The sequence below is a fragment of the Pseudoalteromonas denitrificans DSM 6059 genome, from assembly GCF_900112265.1.
In the GTDB taxonomy this organism is placed as follows: domain Bacteria; phylum Pseudomonadota; class Gammaproteobacteria; order Enterobacterales; family Alteromonadaceae; genus Pseudoalteromonas; species Pseudoalteromonas denitrificans.
The window spans coordinates 67,255-91,232 of record NZ_FOLO01000019.1; the positions used below are offsets into that span (position 1 = coordinate 67,255).

At 34.2% G+C, this 23,978-nt stretch carries 23 protein-coding genes and 1 riboswitch; of the genes, 14 read left to right on the plus strand and 9 right to left on the minus strand.

Annotation, left to right across the window (positions count from 1 at the left end; all coding sequences use genetic code 11):
* Positions 1 to 175 precede the first annotated feature (175 nt).
* Positions 176 to 1,513 (plus strand): KamA family radical SAM protein, encoded by a 1,338-nt coding sequence (locus BM088_RS13195; RefSeq protein ID WP_091984612.1) that lies wholly within the window; start codon positions 176 to 178, stop codon positions 1,511 to 1,513.
* Positions 1,514 to 1,580: 67 nt separating this feature from the next.
* Here the strand turns inward: BM088_RS13195 and BM088_RS13200 are convergent, their stop codons facing one another.
* The 7 genes from BM088_RS13200 to BM088_RS13230 all read right to left on the minus strand — a co-directional run bounded on the left by BM088_RS13200 (position 1,581) and on the right by BM088_RS13230 (position 9,672).
* A complete protein-coding gene (locus BM088_RS13200) occupies positions 1,581 to 2,525 on the minus strand; it encodes a tetratricopeptide repeat protein (protein WP_091984615.1) in 945 nt (314 codons plus the stop codon).
* An 8-nt stretch (positions 2,526 to 2,533) separates the two neighbouring features.
* Complete coding sequence (locus BM088_RS13205) at positions 2,534 to 3,016, minus strand: hypothetical protein (protein WP_177208041.1); 483 nt, start codon at positions 3,014 to 3,016, stop codon at positions 2,534 to 2,536.
* 111 nt (positions 3,017 to 3,127) lie between these two features.
* Positions 3,128 to 5,284 carry a cation:dicarboxylate symporter family transporter gene (locus tag BM088_RS13210; RefSeq protein WP_091984622.1) on the minus strand — a complete coding sequence of 719 codons (2,157 nt, stop codon included), beginning with the start codon at positions 5,282 to 5,284 and terminating at the stop codon, positions 3,128 to 3,130.
* 326 nt (positions 5,285 to 5,610) lie between these two features.
* Entirely contained in the window at positions 5,611 to 6,333 is a 723-nt protein-coding gene (gene deoD / locus BM088_RS13215; protein WP_091984625.1) for a purine-nucleoside phosphorylase, read from the minus strand.
* Between the two features lie 9 nt (positions 6,334 to 6,342).
* Complete coding sequence (deoA, locus tag BM088_RS13220) at positions 6,343 to 7,680, minus strand: thymidine phosphorylase (protein WP_091984628.1); 1,338 nt, start codon at positions 7,678 to 7,680, stop codon at positions 6,343 to 6,345.
* 8 nt (positions 7,681 to 7,688) lie between these two features.
* Positions 7,689 to 8,459 (minus strand): deoxyribose-phosphate aldolase, encoded by a 771-nt coding sequence (gene deoC / locus BM088_RS13225; RefSeq protein WP_091984631.1) that lies wholly within the window; start codon positions 8,457 to 8,459, stop codon positions 7,689 to 7,691.
* Between the two features lie 271 nt (positions 8,460 to 8,730).
* A complete protein-coding gene (locus BM088_RS13230; protein WP_091984633.1) occupies positions 8,731 to 9,672 on the minus strand; it encodes a DUF808 domain-containing protein in 942 nt (313 codons plus the stop codon).
* Positions 9,673 to 9,845: 173 nt separating this feature from the next.
* Here BM088_RS13230 and BM088_RS13235 point away from each other — a divergent pair, with 173 nt between their 5' ends.
* Positions 9,846 to 10,076 carry a hypothetical protein gene (locus BM088_RS13235; RefSeq protein WP_091984636.1) on the plus strand — a complete coding sequence of 77 codons (231 nt, stop codon included), beginning with the start codon at positions 9,846 to 9,848 and terminating at the stop codon, positions 10,074 to 10,076.
* Between the two features lie 75 nt (positions 10,077 to 10,151).
* Positions 10,152 to 10,418 carry a hypothetical protein gene (locus BM088_RS13240; RefSeq protein WP_091984639.1) on the plus strand — a complete coding sequence of 89 codons (267 nt, stop codon included), beginning with the start codon at positions 10,152 to 10,154 and terminating at the stop codon, positions 10,416 to 10,418.
* Between the two features lie 73 nt (positions 10,419 to 10,491).
* Here the strand turns inward: BM088_RS13240 and BM088_RS13245 are convergent, their stop codons facing one another.
* Together BM088_RS13245 and BM088_RS13250 are read right to left on the minus strand one after the other, a co-directional pair.
* Complete coding sequence (locus BM088_RS13245; protein WP_091984642.1) at positions 10,492 to 11,553, minus strand: potassium channel family protein; 1,062 nt, start codon at positions 11,551 to 11,553, stop codon at positions 10,492 to 10,494.
* A 122-nt stretch (positions 11,554 to 11,675) separates the two neighbouring features.
* A riboswitch (cyclic di-GMP riboswitch) is annotated at positions 11,676 to 11,773 on the plus strand.
* Between the two features lie 68 nt (positions 11,774 to 11,841).
* A complete protein-coding gene (locus BM088_RS13250; RefSeq protein ID WP_091984645.1) occupies positions 11,842 to 13,587 on the minus strand; it encodes a DUF885 domain-containing protein in 1,746 nt (581 codons plus the stop codon).
* Between the two features lie 283 nt (positions 13,588 to 13,870).
* Here BM088_RS13250 and BM088_RS13260 point away from each other — a divergent pair, with 283 nt between their 5' ends.
* The 11 genes from BM088_RS13260 (at position 13,871) to BM088_RS13315 (ending at position 23,669) form a co-directional block, all read left to right on the plus strand.
* Positions 13,871 to 14,878 carry a GGDEF domain-containing protein gene (locus tag BM088_RS13260; protein ID WP_091984651.1) on the plus strand — a complete coding sequence of 336 codons (1,008 nt, stop codon included), beginning with the start codon at positions 13,871 to 13,873 and terminating at the stop codon, positions 14,876 to 14,878.
* 150 nt (positions 14,879 to 15,028) lie between these two features.
* The gene (gene ubiE, locus BM088_RS13265; RefSeq protein WP_091984654.1) at positions 15,029 to 15,784 is read left to right on the plus strand and encodes a bifunctional demethylmenaquinone methyltransferase/2-methoxy-6-polyprenyl-1,4-benzoquinol methylase UbiE; all 756 of its coding nucleotides are present in this window, start codon (positions 15,029 to 15,031) and stop codon (positions 15,782 to 15,784) included.
* Positions 15,785 to 15,850: 66 nt separating this feature from the next.
* On the plus strand, positions 15,851 to 16,465 hold the full coding sequence (locus tag BM088_RS13270; RefSeq protein WP_091984657.1) for a ubiquinone biosynthesis accessory factor UbiJ: 615 nt from the start codon (positions 15,851 to 15,853) through the stop codon (positions 16,463 to 16,465).
* A 45-nt stretch (positions 16,466 to 16,510) separates the two neighbouring features.
* Complete coding sequence (gene ubiB, locus BM088_RS13275; protein ID WP_091984660.1) at positions 16,511 to 18,115, plus strand: ubiquinone biosynthesis regulatory protein kinase UbiB; 1,605 nt, start codon at positions 16,511 to 16,513, stop codon at positions 18,113 to 18,115.
* A gap of 63 nt (positions 18,116 to 18,178) precedes the next feature.
* Positions 18,179 to 18,421, plus strand: a complete 243-nt coding sequence (tatA, locus tag BM088_RS13280; RefSeq protein ID WP_091984663.1) for a Sec-independent protein translocase subunit TatA — start codon at positions 18,179 to 18,181, stop codon at positions 18,419 to 18,421.
* Positions 18,422 to 18,423: 2 nt separating this feature from the next.
* Entirely contained in the window at positions 18,424 to 18,741 is a 318-nt protein-coding gene (gene tatB / locus BM088_RS13285; protein WP_091984666.1) for a Sec-independent protein translocase protein TatB, read from the plus strand.
* Positions 18,731 to 19,489, plus strand: a complete 759-nt coding sequence (gene tatC, locus BM088_RS13290; protein ID WP_091984669.1) for a twin-arginine translocase subunit TatC — start codon at positions 18,731 to 18,733, stop codon at positions 19,487 to 19,489. Before tatB ends, tatC begins: the two co-directional genes overlap by 11 nt.
* A complete protein-coding gene (locus tag BM088_RS13295) occupies positions 19,490 to 19,963 on the plus strand; it encodes a hypothetical protein (protein ID WP_091984672.1) in 474 nt (157 codons plus the stop codon).
* Positions 19,964 to 19,989: 26 nt separating this feature from the next.
* A complete protein-coding gene (locus BM088_RS13300) occupies positions 19,990 to 21,873 on the plus strand; it encodes a sensor domain-containing diguanylate cyclase (RefSeq protein WP_091984675.1) in 1,884 nt (627 codons plus the stop codon).
* 8 nt (positions 21,874 to 21,881) lie between these two features.
* Complete coding sequence (gene hemB, locus BM088_RS13305) at positions 21,882 to 22,892, plus strand: porphobilinogen synthase (RefSeq protein WP_091984678.1); 1,011 nt, start codon at positions 21,882 to 21,884, stop codon at positions 22,890 to 22,892.
* A 318-nt stretch (positions 22,893 to 23,210) separates the two neighbouring features.
* Positions 23,211 to 23,669: a hypothetical protein gene (locus tag BM088_RS13315; RefSeq protein ID WP_091984683.1), complete on the plus strand. Its 459-nt coding sequence runs from the start codon at positions 23,211 to 23,213 to the stop codon at positions 23,667 to 23,669.
* The last annotated feature ends 309 nt before the right edge of the window (positions 23,670 to 23,978 follow it).

Here is a 23,978-nt window from a genome sequence, read left to right on the forward strand (position 1 = left end):
TCCGACTTAGAAATAGTCTATTTGCTTTTGCTTACAATTAGCACTCAGATCACAGGTTTTCACACCGATTTACGTAATAAAACCACATTTCTGTATAATATTTAAACACAAAGAGTGAAGCTCAGACAGAAGTTTGTTATCATGGCCGACTTTTTAACGGGCGATGTTTTAATATATGAATCAAGTAGTACAAATCCAGGGCGTTGAAGCTTATCAAGCTCCGCGCTTTCAAGTTTATCAACATAGACAAATCGACAAGATCGAAGCTCTATCACAGCTTCCTGAGCATCTAAGATTTGAAATGAGAGTTGTTGCCAGTGTTTTTCCATTTAGGGTGAATAACTTTGTAATTGATGAACTGATTGATTGGGATAAAGTACCTAATGATCCTGTATTTCAACTGACATTCCCTCAACGTGGTATGTTAGACGACGAGTCGTATGATTTAATGGCTGCATTGCTAAAAACACACCCGACCGCCGATCAAATATTAGCGTTAGCACAAACAATACGCACTAAGTTAAACCCTCATCCAGCAGGCCAAATGGACAAGAATGTGCCTGAACTTGATGGTGAAACTGTCAATGGGATGCAGCATAAATACAAAGAAACAGTGCTATTTTTCCCATCTCAAGGGCAATACTGTCACGCATATTGTACTTTTTGTTTTCGCTGGGCACAGTTTGTTGGTAAAGCAACTCGATTTAATAACCATGATGCAGATGAATTACATCGCTATTTAAAAGAGCACACCGAAGTGACCGACTTGTTAATGACAGGTGGCGATCCTATGGTAATGCGTACTGTTAAAGTTCGTGGTTATTTAGAAGAATTAAAAAAACCTGAATATGATCATATTCGTACTATTCGTATTGGTACTAAATCTTTAACTTTTTGGCCACACAGATATGTAACAGATCCTGATGCAGAAGATTTATTAGAACTTATAACTGAGCTAGTTGATGCAGGTAAACACGTGTCTTTCATGGCACATATCAATCATATTCAAGAATTGCGTTCGCCTATTACGCGTGAGGCAATTAAACGCATTCGAGCTACTGGCGCACAAATTCGTACTCAAGCACCACTATTAAATCATATTAATACTGACCCAGATATGTGGTCAGAAATGTGGAAACTTCAAACTCAACTTGGCATGATCCCTTATTATATGTTTATTGAGCGTGATACAGGTGCAAAACGTTACTTTGAATTACCCCTTTATAAAACTTGGGAAATTTTCCGAGATGCATATCAACAAGTAAGCGGTGTAAGTCGTACTGTACGTGGTCCATCTATGAGTGCTGGTCCTGGTAAAGTCGAAGTATCTGGTGTTACCGAAATTATGGGTGAAAAGGTATTTGCTTTACGCTTTATTCAGGCCAGAAATCCAGACTGGGTGCAACGTCCATTTTTTGCCAAATTTGATGAAAAAGCAACTTGGTTAGACGGTTTAAAACCCGCTTTTGGTGAAGAGAAATTTTTCTGGGAAGATGAATATAACGCGATGTAACAACATAGCAAACCATTTTAGATAACATCAGGGATGATGTTATCCAACTAAAATACGTGTAGTTAACTCACTTTAAATGACTACATTCTTTAATTTGTTTACAAAGCCGATCATACTCAAATATCGCTTTTTTATTGCCCTGCTGTTTTGCCTCTTCAAACCAATATAATGCCTGTTTATTGTCAACCTGATGTCCTTCACCATCTCGATACATTTGCGCTAAGTTAATTTGTGCCCAAGCATCGCCCTTCTCGGCAGCTTGTTTAAATAAAGCTAAAGCCTCACTAAAATTTTCATTTCTATAATTTCGGATCCCTGCTTGATTTATCGGTGTAGGGTTATATCCTTTATATAATTTTTCAGGCGCTTGTGGCCTTAATACAACACCACCAAACAATGTAAAATTAATCGGTCTTAGTGCTTTATAAATAACTTCATCTTGATATAGATTAATCAATTCTGCTTGCGTTAAGATCTGACTTTTAGAAGGAAAAAAATCATCAAAAACTAATGTATCCAATCTAATAGCTTTTATTAAATCTCGCTTACGGGAGTACATATAATTCCCAATCACAATTTCGATCTTATCTTTGTCAACAGAAATAACTTTAGCAATGACAAACTCAGCTCTGTAGCTTAATTCATTTTTAAATCGACTATTATCAATCAAATAAAAATCATATTTTTGTGGCTGTGCTAAAAAAGCTAACTCTTGTGCTACTTCTTTTTGTTTGTCTTGCCATAAAAATAATGCAATAAAAAATAAAAGACCACTCCCAATAAATTTACTCAGAATATCAAACCAACTTATTGCTTTATCGCTATTTTTAGTGAGTTCAACAATAGATTTACACTCTATACATTTTGATTGATAACTCGTTGAGAAGGGAAAAAGAGGAATAAAAGATAACTTGATATATTTAAGTTCTGCATATTGTATCATTGCTTTATCACAGCATAATTTTGATTGTGGTGTTTTAAAAACTTGCTTACCGATATCCATAAAAAACATTACATATCCTAATTTTGCTCCAATTCCTCAAGCATTACTTTACACAATTCAATATAATCATGTAACGTATTTTTAGCCCAGTACTGTCTTTTCTTAGATGAAGTTTGAATTAAATAGTTATTAAACGCTTCAAAACCAATGTTTGTATTATGGTTTGCATATTCTTTAAAAGCTTCATGAACTGTTCTTTGTCCAACCGTCGTTTCACTTATAACAACTTCATAAGCTTCTATTAATAAACCTGTAAATTTTAATAACTCAACATTAGGGCTACCGCGTTTTTGAAATCGTGTAAATTTTTCATATAAAATCCTTTGCTCTTCCTTTGCCAACTCAAGCACAACATTAGTCAAGTATTGGGTCTCACGACTAACCTTATTGTATAAAGCTTTTGTTCGGTCTAGCTCCTTACGAAAATTTTCTCCGCGCATATAAAGCAAAACCATAACAAAAAAACCAACAACTATGCTACCAACTAAAGTTATATTCATAAGTTCACGCTTATTATCCAAATGTCTTTAACATCCTTGTCCATAAACAGTATTAAATGATATTCAAAGTATAAGCAGGGTTTCAACGTAATCAAATAAAGCAAGATATAATTACTTACCTGTAACCTGATCTATTATTGACCAACGCTTTACATTGACCTTACTACCTTTACCTAAAATCCAATAATCATAAAACTTTTGTACTTTCCCGTTAGCCTGCTTAATGTCTAACCAAGAATTAAAATAGTTATTTAAATCTAAGTGACGTTTAGCCACAGCAAACCCGATGGGATATTTTGAACTGACATTTTTTGGTACTACCACACCAAAATCTGGATAAAACATAGTCCATGAAAATGCAGCTTCCGCACTGATAACTAAAGCGTCGTATTGGCTATTTCCTTCAAAAAAATCACGATAATTATCTATCGATTCAAATTTTAAATTCGGTTGCTGCTGAGATATTTTTTTAAGAAAAGGTTGATGCTCTACATTAGCAAATGACACACTTTTATGAGCCAATATTTTTTCCCGAGAACTGAACTCTTTCATGCGATGATCTTTAGTTACCAATGCTAACTGCAGCTCCAATACAGGATCAGAGTAAGTCACTTTTTCCAAATCTCTGACATTAATTTCTAACCCTGACATGGCAATATCAAAAAAACCTTTGTTTAAATATTGTGCTAACTGATCTTTTTTGAATGGAATAAACTCTACTTTCACTTCCAAATCAGCCGCCAACTCATGAGCTAAACTAATATCAAAACCCACAAGTTCATGTTTTCGGTTAAAATAAGAAAAAGGGGCATTTTCCGCAATATAACCCACTCGTAATAAATTTCGTTTTTTTATCACTTCAATATTGGTTAATGATAACTGCCCTGCTTCATAGGCTTTAGGTACATAACTTAATACATCTGCAGGTACTTGTTTGGCAACTTGCATATTGGCAATCACTTCATCAGATGCAGAACCAGATTCACTTAATTTACTATTTAGCATAAATGCCACCAACATTAAACTTGGTAAAATAGCACCAATAATACCTAAGTTAAATACCGTTTTGACACGCTTAAAACTAATTTCAGAACGGATATAAAAGATACTTAAAAGGGTAAAACTTATGATATAAGCTACAGATGTCGGCGAAACAAATTTAGCCGTTAAAACTGACATGGCCAAATATAATTGATAGGCATCCGCTGGAACTCTTGCTGCATCTAATAAATAAGGAATGGCAATATGCACATTCGCAAAATAACTTAATAGAGCGGTCAAGGTAAGAGATGGTACTTCTTCAAAACCTATTTCATGGCCTGTTAACCAGGCAGAAAAAGCAACAAAAATCAACGTTGTTAGTTTACCTAAACTAGGGAAAGTAAAAGCGATAGGTACTAATACCTCAGCAATATGATCAGATTGTGCATCGGCGATATTTTTTTTATGCATGTAATCTTTAATACCTTCAGTGATCACAGGTAAAGTAATAAACACATTTCCCGTTGTAAATGCAGTAATGAGTGCATTTCTGGCAATGTTGATTATATCTTTGTAAGCCACAGGCGTTATGGCAGAAACTAATAAAGGCAATAAAACAAAAATTAAAAATAGTGCGGTTAAAACAACTAAAACCAAATAAACCTGAAGATTATTTATTTGTTCCAAGCTAATAGTACCTGCTGTACTCGCTGTTATTGCAAATATACCAATTGGAAAAATTTTGATCATTTTTTTTGAAATAACGGATAAACCTTCTCCTAAAACATCTAAAATATTAAGCAAACTACTTTTCCTAACATTGCCCATTAACGCCATACCTAAAGCGATGCAAAAAACAACCAAAGCAGGCACATTGCCCTGAGCCATAGAAGCAAAAGGATTTGCAGGAATATACTGAGCTACAAAGTCGATATCTGGTCGTATTGCAACTAAAGCAGATGAAAAAAATGTACCTGCATCATGATGCGGCAAAGTAAACGCAAAACACCATATTACAAATATACCAAGACCCCATAAGGACAGCATCACTACAACGGCTTTTAAAATAATAGAACGTACTTGACTCGGTTCAAACTTCCCTAAACCAACCACTAAAGAAACAACAATATAAGGAAATATAGTGATCTGCATTAACTTTATAAAAGCAGCACCGACAGGAGAAAGCCATTGTACCCGTTCACCAAAAATAAGCCCAACAACAATACCTAACATTAAAGCCCACAACATCAGGTTCGCTTTACTTAAATAGGCAAACAGTTTTTTCATTTTAAAATATTCTCTCTAATCTAAATGGCAAGCTTAGCGAAACAAAATCACCTATACCAGTTAAAAGCACAAAGAAATTGTTACCCAAATTTAATCAAGCAATACATTGATTTAAATAAATATTCATAAAAAACACTTTTAAAGTTCAAATAAAGAAAAAACATAACTATAAGATTTTGAATCATAGAAAATATTACTGAATTCAATTGTTTTCAGTAAGTAATTATAAGCATAAACATGCCAATTTGATGCATTAACTTTGTAATTAGAGAGCATGAAAGGGGAGATTAAATAAGGTGTATGATTCTTATTTAATCTAATAAACTTTAACTTAATAAAGAGTCTAGCGTCAATGTGATCATTTCGTTAAATGAAGTTTCACGCTCTTGCGAAGAGGTTTTTTCACCTGTGCGAATATGATCAGAGACCGTTAATACACACAAAGCATTTGCACCATATTCAGTGGCAATACCATATAAACCAGCAGCTTCCATTTCTACCCCTAAAATATCCATTTTTTCCATCACATCAAACATATCTGGATCTGGTGTATAAAATAAATCAGCTGAGAAAATATTACCAACTTTAACATCTGTATTATTTTCTTTTGCCGCATTTACGGCATTCATTAATAAATCAAAGTTAGCTACGGCAGCAAAATCATGATCTTTAAATCGAGTACGATTAACCTTTGAGTCAGTACACGCTCCCATAGCAATGATCACATCTCTGACTTTGATATCTGAACTGACAGCACCGCAACTACCTACGCGAATGATATTTTTAACACCATACTCTGTAATTAACTCTTTAGCATAAATAGAACACGATGGAATCCCCATACCAGAACCCATTACCGACACTCGTATTTTCTGATCCTTTTTACCTAAGTAATATCCTGTAAAACCAAGCATATTACGCACATTCGTAACCTGCTTTACATCGATTAAAAATTTTTCAGCAATGTATTTAGCACGTAATGGATCGCCTGGGAACAATACCGTTTGTGCAAATTCACCTGAAGCTGCATTTATATGAGGAGTTGCCATTAAATTTCCTTAATGTATTACATCTTGAAGTGAAATTGACTGATAAATACTTGGAATTTCTTTGGCCATATCCTCACCCACAACAATTGCATTTTGTAGTTGATTTTCAATTAATTGAAAAGCATTTTCATTGGAAGCATGCACATAACAAATAGGTGTAGCCTGATCTAACTTCATGCCTAAACTGGCAATTTGATTTAGCCCAACAGAATAATCCAACTTATCATTGATATGAGAGCGCCCTCCACCTAAACTCACCACAGCCATGCCCATAGCACGCGTATCCATAGCAGTTAAAAAACCGCTCTGTTTAGCATAAATAGGTTTAATAATATTCGCTTGGGGTAAATACTTATTGGGCTTCTCTAATAAGTCTGTAGGACCACCTAATTGTGTGATCATTTTCGCAAATTTCTCTGCCGCAGCTCCTGAATTTAAAGATACTGTTCGCATTTTCTCAGCTTGACTTTGATTAGCAGCTAAACCAGATACAATTAACATTTCATCAGCTAAAGCATAAATAACCTTAGTTAATTTTGGTGATCTATATTCTCCTGTCAAAAATAAAATAGCCTCCTTAACCTCAAGCGCGTTACCGGCACTATTAGCCAATACCTGAGACATATCTGTAATTAAACAACTTGTTTTAACACCAGCTCCATTGGCAACTTCAACAATGCTTTTAGCTAGCGCAACAGAATTTTGATAGTCTTTCATAACTGCACCATTACCTGCTTTTACATCCATAACTAATGCATCAAGCCCGCAGGCTAATTTTTTGGAAAGAATAGATGCAGTTATTAAATCTAAAGATTCTACTGTTGCAGTTACATCACGAGTCGCATATAAGCGTTTATCAGCAGGTGCCAAATTTGCTGACTGACCAATAATAGCCACTCCAACATCTTTAACCACCTGGCGAAATTTTTCATTAGATACCTGTGTTTGATAACCTTTAATGGCATCTAATTTATCTAAAGTTCCCCCTGTATGCCCTAAACCTCTTCCTGAAATCATTGGAACATAACCACCACAAGCAGCAATAATAGGTCCTAATACAAGAGACACTAAATCACCTACGCCTCCTGTGCTATGTTTATCAACAATAGGGCCATTTAAATCAAGGTTTTTCCAATCTAATACATCTCCAGAATCTCGCATTGCACCTGTAAGTGCAATACGCTCATTTATATTCATACCATGAAAATACGTCGCCATTGCAAATGCTGCAACTTGACCATCTGAAATTGTATTATCACTGATGCCATTAACAAAAAAACAAATTTGTTCATCAGTTAAAACCTGGCCATCACGTTTTTGGCGAATTATTTCTTGAATCAGAAACATAACTTCTCCTAATAACCACCTTGTTTTACTTGATGATCAACATTTAATGTTGATAATAAGTCAGCCAATAAGCTAGAAGCACCAAACCTGAAGTGTTCAGGTTTAACCCAATCAATCCCCATAATGTCAGAGGCTAAATCTAAATATTGTTTTGCATCTTTTGCAGTTTTTACACCACCGGCGGCTTTGAAACCCACATTAGTATTCTTTTGCTTAATAACATTAAGCATAATTTCAGCTGATTCTAACGTCGCATTAACATCTACTTTTCCAGTGCTTGTTTTTATAAAATCAGCACCGGCATCAATTGCAATTTCACTTGCCTGCTTAATTAAATGTGTTGTTTTTAACTCCCCTGATTCGATAATTACTTTCAATAATACTTTATCACCACAAGCTAATTTACAGGCTTTCACTAAATCAAAACCAACTTGGATATCACCATTGATTAATGCTTTGTAAGGGAATACCACATCCACTTCATCAGCTCCTAGTGCAACCGCAGATTTAGTTTCTAATACAGCACTGTTAACATCATCATTACCGTGCGGAAAATTAGTAACTGTGGCAATTTTTATATTCTCAATATTTAAAGTTTTAAAAGTTTTTTTAGCTGCAGGAATAAATTGTGGGTGGATACAAACAGCAGCCGTTTGACCGGCAGTTGTATCGGCTTGCCGGCAAAGTTCGGTTATAATTTCGTTAGTATCAGTATCATTTAAAGTTGTTAAATCCATTAAACTTAACGCAGTTTTTGCTGCAATTTTAAGATCAGACATGACGTTCTCCATTAGTTTAAACATAACGAACTTAAGGAGATGAGATACAGATAACCCAAGAGGTTATCTGATATAAGAGATATAGTACACTCTAGCTCCTAAGAACGATAAGAGTGGACTTGGTTCCTTGAAGACTTTGCTTTTTGCACTAAATCTTTAGCAAAGCAAATTTAAATCCATTTATACCGCATGTTAAATAAATAACAGCGCAGATATTAAAGTCGATTTAAGCGAATACTTCCAGTAATAATTTCCAATTAAATGATCGAGATCATAATTTGCTTTTAATTTTAGTAATTAAACTCACTATAAGTACAACCACAAAACCTGCAATAATACCTAATATGCAATTAAGTACTGAAGGCATAATAAAAGCTACCCAATTCCCAAGTATATCTGTACTTAAATGTGTTGTTTTTTCAATGAAATGATGTAAAAAAGTTACCCCATGACTGATTATCCCCCCGCCAACCATAAACATTGCAATCGTGCCTATAACTGAAAGCATTTTCATTAAATATGGAGCGAACAATAATAGGAATCGACCAATAGAACGTTTTATTTTAGCTAAAATTGTATGCTTTAAATCTTGAATCAAATACAGTCCAGCATCATCAATTTTTACGATCCCAGCAACAAGCCCATACACCCCAACGGTCATCACAATCGCAATTATGCTTAAAACCATCAACTGTGACATAAAGTTTTCTTGTGCAACAGTCCCTAAAGAAATAACGATGATTTCCGCCGATAAAATAAAGTCGGTACGTATCGCCCCTTTTATTTTTTGATTTTCATATTCCGACAAGTCAGAGATATTTTCTTTATCTTTATCTTTATCTTTATCTTTATCTTTATCTTTATCTTTATCTTTATGATGAAAAAACAATTCAATCAGCTTTTCTGCACCTTCAAAACACAAAAAAAGCCCCCCCAAAATAAGTAAAGGAATAATCGCAAAGGGAATAAAGCTACTGATCAGCAAAGCCAAAGGAACCAGTATCAATTTATTAATAAACGAACCTTTAGCCACAGCCCAAACTACGGGTAATTCCCTATCAGCATTTACACCGGAAACCTGCTGCGCATTTAATGCTAAATCATCTCCTAAAACACCTGCTGTTTTTTTAGCCGCAACTTTGCTCATAACAGCAATATCATCAAGTAGAACTGCAATATCATCAATTAATGTAAAAAGATTTGCACCAGCCATATCATTTAAAAACCCTAAAGTACGATTAATGAATAAGATACACTTTTGACTTTAGATTAACCATAAGTGAATGAAAACGATTTAATTTTATGAATTAGAAATCCAATTATTTATTATTCCCTTGCATTCAAGCATTCTTATACTAACCTATGAGTACATCCAAGGAGGAATATATGGCTACGGAAAGAAGGCTAGATCACATCTCATACAATGAAAACTGGACTAACTTATCTATTGCTCAAAAAGCTTCAGTTAGTGAACTTTCACGATTCGGTTTCGACTTAGCATTTGTACGCTCATCACAAGAAGGTAGGTTTGCATTTGCCAGTTTGGATGAAAAATATGCATGCATAAACGAAGATGGTGAAATAAACATGAACTCAGACCAGTTGTTCAGAAATTAAACTAGACTTTAACTCTTTAAATAAATATCATGCCCTCCGTAATATTTTTGCGACTATGTATAAATGGAGGGAAACATGTCTGCATTAGCTAAATTATATTCTGATTCAGAAATTAACGAACGTAGAATACAACAAAGCAAAACTGCTCTAGATGATATATGGAATTTACTCACTTTAGCTCAAAAAGTAGCACTTAATAAACTTAATCATTTTGGGTATCAGCTGGCCTTTACAAGAGCTTTAGATGGTACTTATTTAGCCATTGCTATCTGTGATGGTGTCACAGCTACCATAGACTTCGAAGGTAGCGTCAACCTAAATCCAAAAGTAGCGATTAGATAAGTTCCAAGGAATATATATTAATTATATTCCTCTTAGCTTTAACCACCATCAAAAAAACTCATTACCAATTTAGCTAAATTTTTAACCAGCTAATTTCATCAGTTAGTAATCTATCTGCTGCAATATAATGTAAAACATTACCAGCTTCTACCGCATGACTTAATGATGGATTTAAAGTCAATTTTTCTCCAATGCGGTTGCTCGCAATTCCTAATAAAATTGCGTTATGTTGATGTTTAAAGTGATGAAAAACCTTTTCAAAATTAAGTATTCCAATAGATTTAGGCACCTCTATACTGAATTGAGTATCACCGGTCAACGTCGATAATAAAACCTCTTGAACCCGACTCGAGCCAGGATCTTGCATAGAACGCACTAAGATTTCAGCAGATTTTGAGCTACTACATTCAATATTAATGCAATGCTCTCGCAACATTTCGATTTTAGTTTCATCAATGAAATAAGCACAAATATGGCTGCTCGATTTCACCAACTTGCTAATACGTAATGCCGTCGTAAAAGTTTGGTCATCATCTTTACCATCAATAATGACTTTATCAGCTTTATCAATAGCCACTCTTTCAAGCTGTTCTCTATCGGTAAAGCTGGTTAGTTTAGCAAAATCAACTTGTGGATTATCAATAAATGGATGCGTTATTTCATCCATTACTACTAATAATATTTGACGTTGTTCACGTTTATTATCAGCCAAAATATATTGGATCATTTTAGCAGTTCTTGTTTTATGCCAACCAAATATAATGATATGACCATCATGATGAGAATAATTTTTTTCGCCCGTCATAGCTCGCTTTATCAACTGTGTTATTGTTTGACCTGTCTTTCCAAGAAAGACCCCAAAAAGTGCTAATCCCATTGGGATTTGTGCAATTGCAACAAACCACTTACCTAAATCAGTTACTGGACTAAAGTCACCATAGCCAACAGTTGAGGTTGTTACAATGTAGTAGTAAAAAAAATGACTGAATAGAATGAGATCCTTTTCATTTGCTAACCAAAGTAAAACCCAAGTCATAATGATGTGTGCAAGCATTGCAAATAAAACAATAGGCCAACTCAATTGATCAATATGATTGCGAACCTTTGATAAAAACTTTTTAAATAACAGGTGCATTCGATTCAATTTATTTAATTTGATTGCTAGTCAGGCTACTAGAACATTTATTAAGAAGCAATTTATTCTAATAGACAATGACAGTTTCAAGTTATCAGACTAGACTTAAGGGGAACTGTTTAAGTAAGAAAAGGCAAACTTAGTGAAAATTAAGGACGCAAAGCTATCGGTCTAAGGGCCCATACTCGTATATTGAGCCTATGATTGCGGTGCTGCCAACGATAACAGGTCGGGGGCTTTTGGCTGCTTCGATTTACTTCTCCTATAGCGAAGCAGCCATATTTATTTTTAATCTTGTGATAGTTCAATATACTCATAAATTTGTTGTTCAAGAATAAACAAAGGTACTGAACCATTCTTTAATATTTGATGATGAAATTCTCTTAAATCAAATTTATCACCTAAAACCTGTTTAGCATGCACACGTAAACGCTTAATTGTTAACTCACCCACTTTGTATGATAATGCCTGCCCTGGCCAAGAAATATACCTATCAGTCTCGGTTTGGATATTATGCAAAGATAAAGCGGTATTATTTTTCATAAAATTCATCGCTCTTTCTCTACTCCAGCCAAACATATGCATGCCCGTATCGACGACTAAACGTGCGGCACGCCACATTTCATAGGTCAAACGGCCAAAGTTACTATAAGGATCTTGATAAAAACCTGCTTCTAAACCCAACCACTCAGAATATAACCCCCACCCTTCACCAAATGCAGAGATATAAGCGTCTTGCCTGTAGCTAGGTAGGTTTTTTAATTCACTGTTTAATGAAATTTGCAGATGATGTCCAGGAACAGCTTCATGTAAGGTTAAAGCTTCCAGCACATATAAAGGGCGCTTATCTAAACCATACGTATTTACCCAATAAAACCCAGCTTGATCATCTCGACTAGGCCCTATATAACGACCTGTTGTATATTTAGGTGCGATATCATCTGGAACAGGAGCAACACCGTAAGGCGTTCGAGGTAAAGTATGAAAAAACTTAGGCAGTTGTGCATCCATTTTTTTTGCTATAAATGATGCTTCTTTCAACAGCTCTTCAGGAGTTTCGGCATAAAACTGAGGATCAGTCCGCAAAAATTCAACAAATTCTGAAAAAGGCCCCTTAAAACCCACTTGTTCAATTACTTTTTGCATCTCTATACGTATGCGAGCAACTTCAGTTAAACCCAGTTCATGAATTTGCTGTGCCGACATGTCAGTTGTAGTGTAATGTTTAACTCTATTAGCATAAAATAAATCACCATTTTTAATCGCAGAAACTCCAATTTCATTTCGTGCGCTAGGAAAATACGCTTTAGTAAAGAACGCGTTATAATTTTCAAAAGCAGGAATAACCTGTTGCGTAATTATTCTTTGAGCTTGATGCTGTAGTGATTCAAACTCAGCTTGGTTTAATTCAGCAGTATTTTCTTTAAATGGTTCATAAAATACGGATTCCTTTGTATTTTTTGTAATAAAAGCTTTTATTGAATCTTCATAACCAATGAGTGCAACTTTAGGTTGTGTCACACCTATCTCTATACCTTTTTTCATCCAAAATATATTTTCTGAAAAGTACCTCGGAATGTCAGCTAAACGTTTTAAATATAAATCAAAACCTTTCTTATTTGAAAAATCTGACTCAGATATTAAAAACGACATTGATGAATGAAAACCATATTCCGATGTCAGAGGAATAAGGTGCGCATTATAATGATATTCATCGAGTGAATTTTTAAGTTGTCTTTTAAGAATAACTAAGTTTATTTGATTGTCTTGAGTTAACTTTTTTATATCTATTTGCGCTAAATTATCCAGAAAAATTGTCAATTTTTGATCTTTTCTGGCTAAAAAATCAGGCGATAAATCAGGTAAAAAAAGATTATTGACTCCTTCCTCTGAGGCATAAACATCAATACTTTTGCGATAATCTGTAATTTGTTCCGCAACTTGCAAAAAATATTTATCATGATTTTTTGATGTTAAATTACAACCTAAAATAAAACTAATCAAAAGACCTATGATGAATGTATTTTTTCTCATTATTTTTTTATATCCTCTAAAATTAATCTTGCTAACGCAGCAAGGCTACCTCAAATCAAAAATGACTCAAAGAAAAATGCGATATAAAGCTAAAGTGTCTCCATTAATAAAACAGTACAATAATAAATCAAAAAACACCTACTTTAGGCTGGTTTTACCTCATTTTGACTTAAAATAGTTCCAATATATTAAAATTTGTTTTCTAATATGCAATTAACTCATGGATTGAGGTTTGTTTTTTATTTAGTAGAGCGTTAGCTCTGAATTTATTGATTGGATAATAATGAAGTACCATGATTCCATGGCAAGTGCCCAAGACAAAATGACCAAACTTTGTCTGTTCTTAGAACAGCACAAACTTGCCCCGCATCCAATAAATTACCATGTAGCATATGCTTATATTACAGCTGATAATATTGAATTAAATAAAGAAATAGATCATGCTATTTCACACAATCAAAAACTAGATGATTTTATAATTGAAAATTTATATCAATCTCACTTATCACAACAACAAAAATCTCAAGAAGTTTTAATACAAAGTGTGACTCAAGTTGTCAATAAAATTGAAACAGAAACAACTGAGGGCCATCAAGCAATAAATCAGTACATTGCAAATTTAGATAGCAGTCTCTTATCTCTCAATGAAAATAACTTAACACAGTCTCGCCAAGTTATTTCAACACTAATAGATGCTAGCTATAAACTAAAAACATCTCAGCTAAAACTACAAGATAATTTATTACAAGCACAAGCCGAAACAAAAAAAACGAAACAAAAATTATTGATACTTAAGCAAACGAATCATACAGACCCTCTAACAGGACTTTTTAAACAAAATTATATGCTTGAGCAAGCCCAAATATGGATTGAAGAGCAAAAATCTCTTTGTGCAATTAACATTAATATTAATGACTTCTCCCAGTTCATTCAAAAATATGGTCATGTTATTAGTGATGTCGTATTAAATAAAATTGCAAATAAAGTAAAATCTTACGTACTTGAGAGTGGTCTACCTGTAAGAACAAGAAATGAAGAGTTTTTAATAATTTTACCTGATATTGAACTAGAAACAGTCAATGAAATTGCAGAAAAAATGCGAACTGGTGTCGAAAAGCTCAGGTTTGTAAGTTCAAGAACTGGTAGGCGACTGCCAACGATTACTATTTCTATGGGTATCGCAGAGATTTCCCCCAAAGAAAGTATTATTGATCTCACAAGAAAAGTAACATCAGCAAGTTCTCAGGCAATTGAGAGTAACCAAAGCGTTGTTATTCGCTATTTAGATTAAGTGTTTAACTAAATCTCTCATAAATACTCTAATCCCCCCCTCTGTCCAGATCAATATCATGTAAACAACTTATATTCCTAAGTTGTTCGACTATGGATAATCAAGTAAACTATCAACGATAATATCCTTCGCATTTGATAGGAAAAAATGATGAAACACACTCAAGACAATACAACACACTTTGGTTACAAAACTATCAATAAACAAGAAAAAGTTGGTATGGTAGCTGAAGTTTTTCATTCTGTTGCAGCAAAATACGATATTATGAATGACTTGATGTCTATGGGTATTCATCGCCTTTGGAAACGCCAAACAATCGCCAGTTCAGGTGTAAGAAAAGGACATAAAATTTTAGATTTAGCCGGCGGTACTGGTGACCTTACTTCTAAATTCAGTCAAATAACAGGTGAAACTGGTCAAGTTATTTTAGGCGACATTAATGACTCTATGTTAAAAGTAGGCAGGGAAAAACTCAGAGATCAAGGTCGCGTTGGAAATATTGAATACGTACAATTAAACGCAGAGGCTTTACCATTTCCAGATAACAGTTTTGATATCATCACAATAGCATTTGGTTTAAGAAATGTAACCGATAAGGATAAGGCTCTGGCTTCTATGTTTCGTGTTTTAAAACCAGGTGGACGCCTGCTGGTTTTAGAGTTTTCAAAACCCGATAACGAACTTCTTACAAAAGTTTACGATTTCTATTCATTCAATGTGCTTCCAAAAATTGGTTCAGTCATTACAAATGACAGTGAATCTTATCAATACCTTGCAGAATCAATTCGCATGCATCCAGATCAGGAAACATTAAAAGGCATGATGGAAGAAGTTGGTTTTGAACAAACAAGCTATCAAAACTTAACCGGTGGCATTGTTGCTTTACACCGAGGTTTTAAGTATTAATTTGAAACTTGACCTTAACTTAATATAAGGCTCTTAGCCTTATAACGTTTTATTTAGGGTGCTTATATGCTCTCCCAATTAATTATTACCCTGATAGAATCAATACTCAATCAGGCTATAAAATTATCACCTCAACTTCGTCAAGAATTGAAAAAAGTACAGCATAAAAAATTTCAATTAAATATTAGAAACTGGAAACAGAATTTTGTCATTTTATATACCGGTGAAAAATGCATTATTTTAACAACAGATGAAAATAATGCTGATTGTATTATTTGTGCCAGTATAGAAACGTTACTGGAACTCAAAGATCCTGCAAAAATTACAAAATTAATTAGAGAAAATCAGCTCGATTTAGAAGGAGACCTTCAGTTAGCTCAAACTTATAGCAGTGCATTTTCAAAAATAGATATTGATTGGCCTGAACAGCTTTCTCAATATGTAGGAGATGGTATGAGCTATAAGATTACAAAAAGCATAAAATCCCTATTTATTCAGCAAAAAAAAATTACACATAAAATAACAACAACGGCGCAATATACCTTACAAGATGAATTAAATATCGCGATGCATCCCATAGAGTTAACGATATTTAAAAAAGATAATAGACAACTATCAGGTGATGTTGACGTATTAGAACATAGAATAAATATGATAATGCAGCAGGTTGCAATAAATTAACCTCAAGTAATATGAAAACTAGCTTATTTTTAAAGGATAAAAGTTTTGCGGATCACCCGACTATATAAAATTGTTCAAACGCTCTTACATTTTGGTTTAGATGAACTGATCCCTAAACATGTCCGACCTTGGTTTTTTACACCAATGCGACTCTGTTTTTTCTGGTTACGAAATAAGCATAGAAATACACCTCAAGGTCAGCGTTTAAGATTAGCTTTACAGCAATTAGGACCTGTTTGGATCAAATTTGGCCAAATGTTATCAACTAGGCGAGACTTACTACCAGATGATATCGCAAAAGAACTTGCTTTATTACAAGATCAAGTAAAGCCTTTTTCAGGAGAAAAAGCTCAAAAGCTCATTGAAAATGCACTATCTATTAAAAGTATATCCGACTTATTTGACGATTTTGATGTTCAACCTTTAGCATCGGCATCAATTGCACAGGTCCATACAGCAAGATTAAAGCAAGATGACCATAAAACCCATGATGTTGTAATTAAAGTTATCCGTCCAGATATAGAAAAAGTGATTCATTCCGACCTTAAGTTAATGCAAGATTTAGCATTACTGATCAGCAAGTTTTTACCTGATGGCAAGCGTTTAAAACCAGTAGAAGTTATTAAAGGTTATAAAAAAACGATTTTAGACGAACTAGATTTACTACGTGAAGGCGCAAATGCAATGCAACTTAAGCGTAATTTTGAAGGCTCTGAATCACTATATGTACCCTACGTATATAGTGATTTCAGCAGAAAAAACATCTTAGTAATGGAGCGTATTTATGGTATTCCCGTTTCAGATATTGCAGCGCTAGAAGCACAAAATACCAATATGTCTTTACTTGCTGAACGTGGTGTTGAGGTTTTTTTTACTCAAGTGTTTCGTGATAGCTTTTTTCATGCCGATATGCACCCAGGTAACGTTTTTGTTTCAAGAGAAACACCCAACAATCCTAAATATATCGGAATAGATTGCGGTATTGTTGGCACTTTAAATAAAGAAGACAAACGTTATTTAGCTGAAAATTTTATTGCCTTTTTTAATCGCGATTATCAAAAAGTAGCACAGTTACATGTTGATTCTGGCTGGGTACCTGCAGATACAAGCATTGAAGACTTTGAGTTTGCCATTCGCACCGTGCTAGAGCCTATTTTTCAAAAACCTCTAGCTGAAATTTCATTTGGACAGGTATTAGTGAATCTTTTTAATACAGCTCGACGGTTTAATATGGAAGTACAACCGCAACTGGTATTGCTACAAAAAACGTTACTTTATATTGAAGGTCTAGGACGTCAGCTATACCCTCAGCTCGATTTATGGAAAACAGCAAAACCTTTCTTAGAAGATTGGGTTAAAGAACAAATGGGCCCTATGTCAGTTTTAAAGCAAATTAAAACTAATTTTCCTTTTTGGGCAGAGAAACTTCCTGAGCTACCTGATTTAATCTATTTAAGTTTAAAACAACAAAACAAACAGCAAATCAAAGAAAAAAAAGCGCCAGATCAAAAACCCACACTATTAGCAATGGTATCTTGTACTGGGTTTATAATTACTACCTTGTTATTTATTTCAAACAAAGAAATTGAAGCAATAACAATAGGCACAATTGCCTGCTTTAGTTTTATTGCCGCTTGGCGTAAACTTTAGTTAATTAATGGTAAGCTTGCGTCGTAAGATCATTACAGATTAAATATTTAAGAGGATTATATTATGGGTTTCGGTGGAATAGGTATTTGGCAACTATTAATAGTGCTTGCCATTATAGTGCTTTTATTTGGCACAAAAAAATTAAAAAATATTGGTGGTGACTTAGGAGGAGCAATCAAGGGCTTTAAAAAAGCAGTTACCGATGAAGATCAAAATAAAACAGATACAATTACAAACCAAGAAAAACAAACATCAAATGCTCCTGATGTAACTGAAAAACAAGCTGACTCTAAAGATAAGGCTTAATTATGGGCGCTTGGGAACTTGTTATAGTTTTTATTGTGGGCTTGATTGTTTTAGGCCCTGAGCGCTTACCCGTTGCAATTCGCACTGTGAGTCGCTGGATTAAAACCGCAAAACAATTTGGTCAATCAGTACAATCAGAAATCAATGAAGAATTACGTATTCATGAGCTTCACAATAACCTTAAACAAGCCGAAGAAAAGGGCATGAAAAATTTATCTCCTGAAATAAAAAACTCTTTAGATGAGTTAAATAACGCAGCTCAATCAGTCACTCGTAGCTATAAAGAAACGGATACAAAAGAATCTAAAAATGACAAATGAGAACAGCGAATCACAAAGCCCCCCTGGTTTTATCGGACACTTAGTTGAGCTAAGAAATAGACTTGTTCATGCAATTTTATCAATTTTAATCATTTTTATTGCCTTGGTTTACTTTGCCAATGATATCTACGGATTTGTAGCTGCACCACTTATATCAAGCTTACCAGAAGGTACAAGCATGATAGCAACAGATGTAACCTCACCTTTCTTTGCACCTTTCAAACTTACCTTATTTGTCTCATTATTTTTAGCATTTCCATTCATATTGCACCAAATTTGGGGATTTATTGCTCCCGGGTTATATAAAAATGAAAAGAGAATGTTGATCCCGGTATTGATTTCAAGCATCCTTTTATTTTATTCTGGCATTGCTTTTTGCTATTTTATTGTGCTTCCTATTATTCTTGGGTTTTTTACTGGTGTCGGACCAGACATGATGACTTTAAGTCCGGATATTAGTAGCTACTTAGGTTTTGTTCTAAAGCTATTTTTTGCTTTTGGCATTACGTTCGAAATTCCAGTTGCAATTATGTTACTGTGTTGGAGTGGCGCAACAGATACACAAAGTTTAAAAGAAAAACGTCCGTATATTGTAGTTGGTGCCTTTGTTGTGGCTATGTTTTTAACACCGCCAGACATATTATCCCAAACTTTATTGGCTATCCCTATGTTGGCACTATTTGAACTGGGACTGATCTTAGCTTCATTTAGCAATAAAAAACAAGAACCTACAGAACAAGAGAATTAAATGAAAAAACTAACACTATCTTTATTTGTATTAATATCAACATCAAGTTTTGCTCAAGAGGTTAACACTCAAGCATTAGCGGCCTGTAGCTTAGTCGAAAATGATTTTAAAAGACTGCTTTGTTATGACCAAACCATTGCAGGTAAAAGCATTGATATGACTTCAATGACAACTAAAACACCGGTAAATGGCTCAAAGTCTCAGAATAAAGATCAAGCGTTTGGATTAGAGCATAAAGACATTGCAAAAGATGCCGCACAAGAACAAACGGCCCGTGTAACAAGTGTGAAAAAAGCACCTCGTGGTGAATTAATTCTTACATTAGAAAACGGACAGAAATGGCGTCAAATAGGAACAGAGCGTTTAAAAGTAAAAGTAAATAATGACGTTATAATTAGCCGTGGTGTGCTTAATTCATTTCAGCTGGGAGTTGTTGACTCAAATAAAAAAATCCGAGTAAAACGCGTAAACTAACAAAATAAACTGCGTTAAGGATCCAAATGCTTAAATACTTGCTTGCCTCATTGTTATTATGTTTGACGCTTTTTCAGTCAAACCAATTAATGGCAAGCAATATTAATATCGATGGTAATTTCAATCATAAAAAGCATATTAACTTTTTATTTAAAAAGTCAACTTTACCTTCAAAATCAGTAATTAAAAGTAACCATTTAGAATGGCAAAAGTCTCAAAGTGATATTTTAAATTTAGGCCTACAGAGCACTCCTGTCTGGATTAAATTTAAACTCACTAACAGCACAAACGAAGCAAAAAAGCTTTTTATTGTATTAAGCAACCCCTTAATTGATGAACTCTCTCTTTATCAACTGAATGCCAATGAAATAATAAAACAGCAGACAATAGGTGATACTCAACCACTCTCAGCAAGAGCAATAAAAGACGAGTCTCTATTGTTCAGCATATCTCTCAAAGCAAATAGCCAAAATACCATTTTATTAAAAGCAAAAAGTGAAGGCGTACTAAAACTACCCGTGAGTATTTGGACCCCTGAGCGTTATGTACAGTTTAAAAGTAAGTTCAATTTATTAACGGGTATATTATTAGGCTTTTTACTTGCTTTGATCTTAAGTAACTTATTAATATTTTTATTAACTCGCCACGGCTTATTTATTATGAGCAGCCTTTATATATCGTGTTTATGGGCAGTTTTAACCGGTTTATTCGGTTTAAGTTATCGCTACTTTCATTTAGATACTTTTTGGCTCCAACAAATTAATATATCTACATTACTTCTTACTGCTATTGCATTACTAAACCCTATAACCGAAAGGTTATTAGAGTTATCAAAAAATAATAAAAAGCAGTTAAAAATGATTAGGATCACTTTTTGCTTCACATTAATAATGATTTTAATTAACCCATGGCTAAGTTATAGCGATAGTTTATTAATGAGTTTTTCAGCTGGTCTGGCAAATTTAATCATATGCCTATGTATTTCTGCGTATCAAATTATCAAAAAAACAAAACATGCAAAAACAGTTTTCCTTTACCAAGCTTCCATTACATTAGCATTAATTTATAGCATTCTTCTTTTTAATGGTCTCGTGCTTTCAGCCGTGACTATGCATGCCGTATTAGTTGCTTGCTTTTTCATCAGCAGCATCGTGTTATCTTATTTATTAATATGGCACTTTATTACTCAAAGAGATGAAAAAACACAGCTACAGCATCAACAACTTGCACAAGTGAGAGCAAAAGATACGCTACTGGAAGAAACCATAAAAATTCAAGATAAATCACAAGAAGAGCTAGAAAGTAAAATTCAAGAACGTACATTTGAGTTAGAAATAACACTACGTAAACTTGAAGAAAAAAATAGAGAACTTGAAGAAAAAAATACCCATGATGCTTTAACCGGGATCCGAAATAGGCATTATTTTGATAAAAAATTGTCGATGGAATTTCGCCGCTCACGTAGAGAGCAGACCGCTTTAGCTATTTTAATGCTTGATATTGATCATTTTAAAATAATAAATGACACCTTAGGTCACCTCGCTGGTGACGAAGCAATTAAATTTGTTGCAAATACAATTAAAGATAGTTTACAGCGCCCTTCAGATGAAGCTTGTCGCTATGGAGGAGAAGAGTTTGCTGTCATATTACCAAACCCCCCTGAAGAAGGTGCAATAGCTGTAGCTGAGACAATCAGAACAGCAATAGAAAGTGCTAAAATACATACTTCAGCGGGTATTATAGAAATGACTATAAGTGCTGGTGTACATAGCTCTGTAGCTGAACTCAATAACGATCCAAATCAACATACAGCTCAAGCAGATAAGGCACTATATCAAGCAAAAGAAGCAGGTAGAAACCAAGTTTCATCATTAGCAAATTCATCTTTAATAACAGATAACCCACAGTAGGAATAATAATGGCACAATCAGGTTTAGATTTATTTCCTTATTCACGTATGCGAAGAATGCGCCGTGATGAATTTTCCCGTAACTTAATGAGTGAGAACACTCTTACAGTAAAAGATCTTATTTACCCTGTATTTGTTTTAGAAGGTAAAAATAGACGAGAAGCTATAGAGTCAATGCCCGGTATAGAACGTATTTCAATTGATTTACTAATTGAAGAAGCCAAACAACTTGCCGAACTAGGCGTTCCTGCAATAGCAATATTTCCTGTTACACCTAGCGATAAAAAATCACTCTTAGCCGAAGAGTCTTATAACCCAGAGGGCTTAGCACAAAGAACCGTACGTGCATTAAAAGCAGAAGTGCCAGAACTAGGCGTGATCACCGATGTTGCCTTAGACCCGTTCACAACACATGGTCAAGATGGGATCATAGATGAAGAAAGTTATGTTATTAATGATGTAACAACTGAAATTTTAATTAAACAAGCACTTTCTCATGCTCAAGCGGGTGCAGATATTGTTGCTCCATCGGATATGATGGATGGACGCATAGGTGCAATCAGAGAGGCATTAGAAGAGTCAGGCTTTATTCATACTCGCATTATGGCTTATTCCGCAAAATACGCATCAAGTTACTACGGACCTTTTAGAGATGCAGTGGGTTCTGCTGGCAATCTAAAAGGCGCCGATAAGAAAACCTACCAAATGGACCCAGCCAATTCAGATGAAGCCCTAAGAGAAGTAGCTCTGGACTTACAAGAAGGGGCAGACATGGTTATGGTTAAACCTGGCATGCCTTATCTTGATATTGTACGTCGCGTTAAAGATGAATTTGCAGTTCCTACTTTTGCCTACCAAGTAAGTGGGGAATATGCCATGCACATGGCTGCAATTCAAAATGGCTGGTTAGCCGAAAGACCTTGTATCTTAGAGTCTTTATTGGCCTTTAAACGTGCTGGAGCAGATGGGATTTTAACCTATTTTACAAAGCAAGTTGCAATTTGGTTAAACGAGAAATAATAAAAGTACAAACTTAGAACAATATGGTGCGCTTTATTTGCATCATATTGTTATAAGAATATAATCACTCCGTAGCATATAACACTCAATACAGTACACACGCCTGCTTTAATTATATAACTAATTTCCATTTTATTTTTAAACCAAAAATCATAAAAAAAACGTACGAAATATGTTGCACTCATACCAAAAAGCGCAAATAACAAAATATAGATAAAATTAAAAATCACACCACACCATTCAAATACAGATAATGAAAACATATAACAACTTTTAATATGATACAGTTAATTATATTTATCAAACAGGCCTTTTAACATGAATTTAAAATATCTTAGTTTAGCAGTTCCATTCTTTTTCATATTAACCGGATGTCAAAGTGAACAGCCGATAACAACAGCAAAAAATGAAGTTAAAACGATTAAAGTAAGTAAAGCTAGTGATATAAAAATAAAACCATCATTAACAAATCTAGATGGTAAAAAAACTGAGTTTAATGCTTTAATTAAAAATAAAGAATGTGATTCAACAAATCAATGTCAGATACTTCCTGTTGGTAGTCGAGCCTGCGGTGGACCTAGTCAATATGTCGTTTATTCAAATAAGCATGTAGACTCAAAAAAAGCACAAGCATTAGCATTACAGATAACTAATGCAGAGAAAGTATTTAACGAAAAAAATAAAATGATGAGTATTTGTCAGCATTTAACAAAACCAGCAGCACAATGTGCCAATAATATATGTACCAAAAGTAAACAGTCTGCTGAAGTCTATTAAATAAGCGTGTAATTGAAGGTAAATTTTAACCTTAAAATTCAAATATTAAGCGACCTTTTTCAATCAGTATCGCTTAAGCGATACTGATATTATTTGATAGTGTTAGCAACAACACCAGAAACCCGTTAGGTGTTAGCGCCATCTTTTATCAATTACATTATCACGGCTAAGTTTTTTATACTTAAAGCGCATTTAACATTAAATTTCAGACAATAAAAAAGGCCGCATTTGCGACCTTTTTCAATCAATATCGCTTAAGCGATACTGATATTATTTGATGATGTTAGCAACAACACCAGAAACCCATTA

Bases quoted from the DNA above. Each gene is read 5' to 3' on its own strand.
- BM088_RS13195 (WP_091984612.1), top strand. From the start codon at position 176: ATGAATCAAGTAGTACAAATCCAGGGCGTTGAAGCTTATCAAGCTCCG.
- BM088_RS13200 (WP_091984615.1), bottom strand. From the start codon at position 2,525: ATGTTTTTTATGGATATCGGTAAGCAAGTTTTTAAAACACCACAATCA.
- BM088_RS13205 (WP_177208041.1), bottom strand. From the start codon at position 3,016: ATGAATATAACTTTAGTTGGTAGCATAGTTGTTGGTTTTTTTGTTATG.
- BM088_RS13210 (WP_091984622.1), bottom strand. From the start codon at position 5,284: ATGAAAAAACTGTTTGCCTATTTAAGTAAAGCGAACCTGATGTTGTGG.
- deoD (WP_091984625.1), bottom strand. From the start codon at position 6,333: ATGGCAACTCCTCATATAAATGCAGCTTCAGGTGAATTTGCACAAACG.
- deoA (WP_091984628.1), bottom strand. From the start codon at position 7,680: ATGTTTCTGATTCAAGAAATAATTCGCCAAAAACGTGATGGCCAGGTT.
- deoC (WP_091984631.1), bottom strand. From the start codon at position 8,459: ATGTCTGATCTTAAAATTGCAGCAAAAACTGCGTTAAGTTTAATGGAT.
- BM088_RS13230 (WP_091984633.1), bottom strand. From the start codon at position 9,672: ATGGCTGGTGCAAATCTTTTTACATTAATTGATGATATTGCAGTTCTA.
- BM088_RS13235 (WP_091984636.1), top strand. From the start codon at position 9,846: ATGGCTACGGAAAGAAGGCTAGATCACATCTCATACAATGAAAACTGG.
- BM088_RS13240 (WP_091984639.1), top strand. From the start codon at position 10,152: ATGTCTGCATTAGCTAAATTATATTCTGATTCAGAAATTAACGAACGT.
- BM088_RS13245 (WP_091984642.1), bottom strand. From the start codon at position 11,553: ATGCACCTGTTATTTAAAAAGTTTTTATCAAAGGTTCGCAATCATATT.
- BM088_RS13250 (WP_091984645.1), bottom strand. From the start codon at position 13,587: ATGAGAAAAAATACATTCATCATAGGTCTTTTGATTAGTTTTATTTTA.
- BM088_RS13260 (WP_091984651.1), top strand. From the start codon at position 13,871: ATGAAGTACCATGATTCCATGGCAAGTGCCCAAGACAAAATGACCAAA.
- ubiE (WP_091984654.1), top strand. From the start codon at position 15,029: ATGAAACACACTCAAGACAATACAACACACTTTGGTTACAAAACTATC.
- BM088_RS13270 (WP_091984657.1), top strand. From the start codon at position 15,851: ATGCTCTCCCAATTAATTATTACCCTGATAGAATCAATACTCAATCAG.
- tatA (WP_091984663.1), top strand. From the start codon at position 18,179: ATGGGTTTCGGTGGAATAGGTATTTGGCAACTATTAATAGTGCTTGCC.
- tatB (WP_091984666.1), top strand. From the start codon at position 18,424: ATGGGCGCTTGGGAACTTGTTATAGTTTTTATTGTGGGCTTGATTGTT.
- tatC (WP_091984669.1), top strand. From the start codon at position 18,731: ATGACAAATGAGAACAGCGAATCACAAAGCCCCCCTGGTTTTATCGGA.
- BM088_RS13295 (WP_091984672.1), top strand. From the start codon at position 19,490: ATGAAAAAACTAACACTATCTTTATTTGTATTAATATCAACATCAAGT.
- BM088_RS13300 (WP_091984675.1), top strand. From the start codon at position 19,990: ATGCTTAAATACTTGCTTGCCTCATTGTTATTATGTTTGACGCTTTTT.
- hemB (WP_091984678.1), top strand. From the start codon at position 21,882: ATGGCACAATCAGGTTTAGATTTATTTCCTTATTCACGTATGCGAAGA.
- BM088_RS13315 (WP_091984683.1), top strand. From the start codon at position 23,211: ATGAATTTAAAATATCTTAGTTTAGCAGTTCCATTCTTTTTCATATTA.